This window comes from Synechococcus sp. H55.9 (assembly GCF_047462355.1).
Lineage (GTDB): Bacteria > Cyanobacteriota > Cyanobacteriia > Thermostichales > Thermostichaceae > Thermostichus.
This window is the reverse complement of the sequence record NZ_JANSJB010000120.1, coordinates 1205-3738: the sequence shown is the minus strand read 5'-3', so window position 1 is coordinate 3738 and position 2534 is coordinate 1205. Positions and strand designations below refer to the sequence as shown.

The window sequence follows — 2534 nt, the reverse complement described above, 5'->3', positions numbered from 1 at the left end:
GGCACCAAAACGACCAAGAGAGTGGCCAAGATGCCCAGGTAATTCGTCTCCATAGCTCCAACCGCCACAAGCCTAACTGGCAGTCAGCATACCACTCTTTAGGTACGGCTTGCCCAAAGAGAAAATGGGCGTTAGGGCTTCGTTTTGACGGCAATATCCCCCAGCACTTTGGTCTGGCAGGCGAGGCGGTAGCTATCCGGTTTGCGCTTGAGCTTGCGGTTTTCTGCCTCGGTGCGAGGGGAGAGGTTCTCGGATCCCTCGACGATCTCCACCACGCAGGTGCCACATTGACCGTTGCCGCCGCAGTTGAGCAGCTTGGCCATCATCTTGTAGAGGTCGATCTGATTCTCCAGCGCCTTCAAGCGCAGGTTAGCGCCTTCCGCGACGACGACCTCTCGATTCTCGTTGACAAAGCGAATCGTTGCCATATCCTTGCCAGAAACCACGACACTTTCAGACTGAGCCAGGGAAGTACCGGCGTTTGCTAAGTATTGTTACATTTTAAGTCATATTTTTAATCTCCGGCGAGAGATCTGGGAAGATGATGCCAAATAAGACGGCATCCTGGCTGAAGCCGCTCAGGTCGGTAGCGTTTCGTTATACTGTTTGATGCCCGTGATAAAAATTCTGAGAGCGATATCCCCCTTGGGTGCGCTCGTTGGCTCAAGCGGGTGCGGCACTCCTCGACCCTGAAGAAACTGCTCAGGTCAGGATCCCAGGTGAAGATGTCGGCTTAATGGTTTGACTGGATATTGCGTAAGTGTTGGAGAACGTGGAGGACCGAGCTTTATGGGACTACCGTGGTATCGGGTCCATACGGTTGTACTGAATGACCCAGGTCGCCTGATTGCGGTGCATCTGATGCATACCGCTCTGGTAGCAGGTTGGGCCGGATCGATGGCGCTTTACGAGACGGCCATTTTTGATCCATCGGATCCTGTCCTGAATCCGATGTGGCGTCAGGGCATGTTTGTCATGCCATTCATGGTTCGCCTGGGGGTGGTCAACTCCTGGGGCGGCTGGAATATCTACGGCGAGAGCGTGGCCAATACGGGCTTTTGGACGTTTGAAGGGGTAGCCACTGCCCATATTGTTTTGTCCGGATTGCTCTTCTTGGCTGCCTGCTGGCATTGGGTTTACTGGGATCTGGAGCTGTTCCGGGATCCCCGTACCGGCGAGCCGGCCTTGGACTTGCCGAAAATGTTTGGGATCCACCTGCTCTTGGCGGGGATCCTCTGCTTTGGGTTTGGCGCGTTTCACCTGACGGGGGTGTTTGGCCCAGGGATGTGGGTGAGCGATCCCTATGCGACGACAGGGCACGTCCAGCCAGTAGCACCCGAATGGGGGCCAGCCGGGTTTAACCCCTACAACGCTGGGGGTGTGGTGGCCCACCACATTGCTGCTGGCATTGTCGGCATTATTGCCGGCTTGTTTCACCTGACGGTACGCCCACCCCAGCGCCTCTATCGCGCTCTGCGGATGGGGAACATCGAGACGGTGCTGTCCAGCTCAATTGCCGCGGTGTTTTTTGCTGGTTTTGTGGTGGCCGGGACGATGTGGTATGGCAGTGCCACGACTCCTGTGGAGCTATTTGGCCCTACTCGCTACCAATGGGATTCTGGCTATTTCAACCAGGAGATTAACCGGCGGGTGAATGCGGCTATGGAAGCCGGGATGACCCGCAGTGAGGCCTACGATTCTCTGCCCAAGTCGCTGCTCTTCTACGATTACGTGGGTAACAGCCCGGCCAAGGGGGGCCTGTTCCGGGCCGGTCCCATGAACAAGGGAGACGGCATTGCCATCGAGTGGCTGGGCTACCCGGTGTTCCGGGATCGCGAAGGGCGAGAGCTGACGGTGCAGCGCATGCCCAACTTCTTCGAGACCTTCCCGGTCATCCTGCGGGATGCCGATGGCGTGGTGCGGGCGGACATTCCCTTCCGCCGGGCCGAGTCGCGCTACAGCTTTGAGCAGGTGGGCGTGACCGTGGAGTTCTACGGAGGCAAACTGGACGGCCAGGTGTTTACCGACCCGGCAACCGTTAAGAAGTATGCCCGCCAAGCCCAATTGGGTCAGCTCTTCGAGTTCGACCGAGAAACGCCGAAAGCCGACGGCACCTTCCACACCAGCCCCCGCGGTTGGTTTACCTTTGCCCATGCGGTCTTTGCCCTGCTGTTCTTCTTCGGCCACATCTGGCACGGCGCCCGCACCCTCTTCCGGGATGTGTTTGCCGGTATTGACCCGAACATGAGCGAGGAAATGGTGGAATTCGGTGTCTTCCAAAAAGTGGGGGATCCCACCACGCGCAAGGTGCAAGAAGCGTAAGGCTTTCTCGCGGGATGACCGTCGGCACTCTGTTTCTCTGGAGAGATGGGGTGCTGGCGGCTCCAAGCTAATCTGGAATTAAGCCCCCTTAGAATTTTGATTTGGAGGTCGGTATGGAAGCCATCACCTACACCTTTATTCTGTTTTTGACCTTGGGCCTTCTGTTTTTTGCCGTCGCCTTTCGCGAAACTCCTAGGATTCAGAAGAAGTAA

General features: G+C 56.9%; 3 protein-coding genes. 2 read left to right on the top strand and 1 reads right to left on the bottom strand.

All coding sequences use genetic code 11. The features are described from left to right. Nucleotides 1–131: 131 nt before the first annotated feature. Nucleotides 132–428, bottom strand: coding sequence for a 2Fe-2S iron-sulfur cluster-binding protein (locus tag NW857_RS11975; RefSeq protein WP_414335084.1), 297 nt, complete (start codon nucleotides 426–428; stop codon nucleotides 132–134). A gap of 361 nt (nucleotides 429–789) precedes the next feature. Between NW857_RS11975 and psbB the strand changes: the two genes are divergently transcribed. Together psbB and NW857_RS11965 are read left to right on the top strand one after the other, a co-directional pair. Continuing rightward, nucleotides 790–2322 carry a photosystem II chlorophyll-binding protein CP47 gene (gene psbB, locus NW857_RS11970; RefSeq protein ID WP_414335085.1) on the top strand — a complete coding sequence of 511 codons (1533 nt, stop codon included), beginning with the start codon at nucleotides 790–792 and terminating at the stop codon, nucleotides 2320–2322. Nucleotides 2323–2435: 113 nt separating this feature from the next. Continuing rightward, complete coding sequence (locus tag NW857_RS11965) at nucleotides 2436–2534, top strand: photosystem II reaction center protein T (protein ID WP_011429542.1); 99 nt, start codon at nucleotides 2436–2438, stop codon at nucleotides 2532–2534.

Excerpts from the sequence above, each read along its gene's own strand:
- NW857_RS11975 (WP_414335084.1), bottom strand. The coding sequence starts at position 428 with ATGGCAACGATTCGCTTTGTCAACGAGAATCGAGAGGTCGTCGTCGCG.
- psbB (WP_414335085.1), top strand. The coding sequence starts at position 790 with ATGGGACTACCGTGGTATCGGGTCCATACGGTTGTACTGAATGACCCA.
- NW857_RS11965 (WP_011429542.1), top strand. The coding sequence starts at position 2,436 with ATGGAAGCCATCACCTACACCTTTATTCTGTTTTTGACCTTGGGCCTT.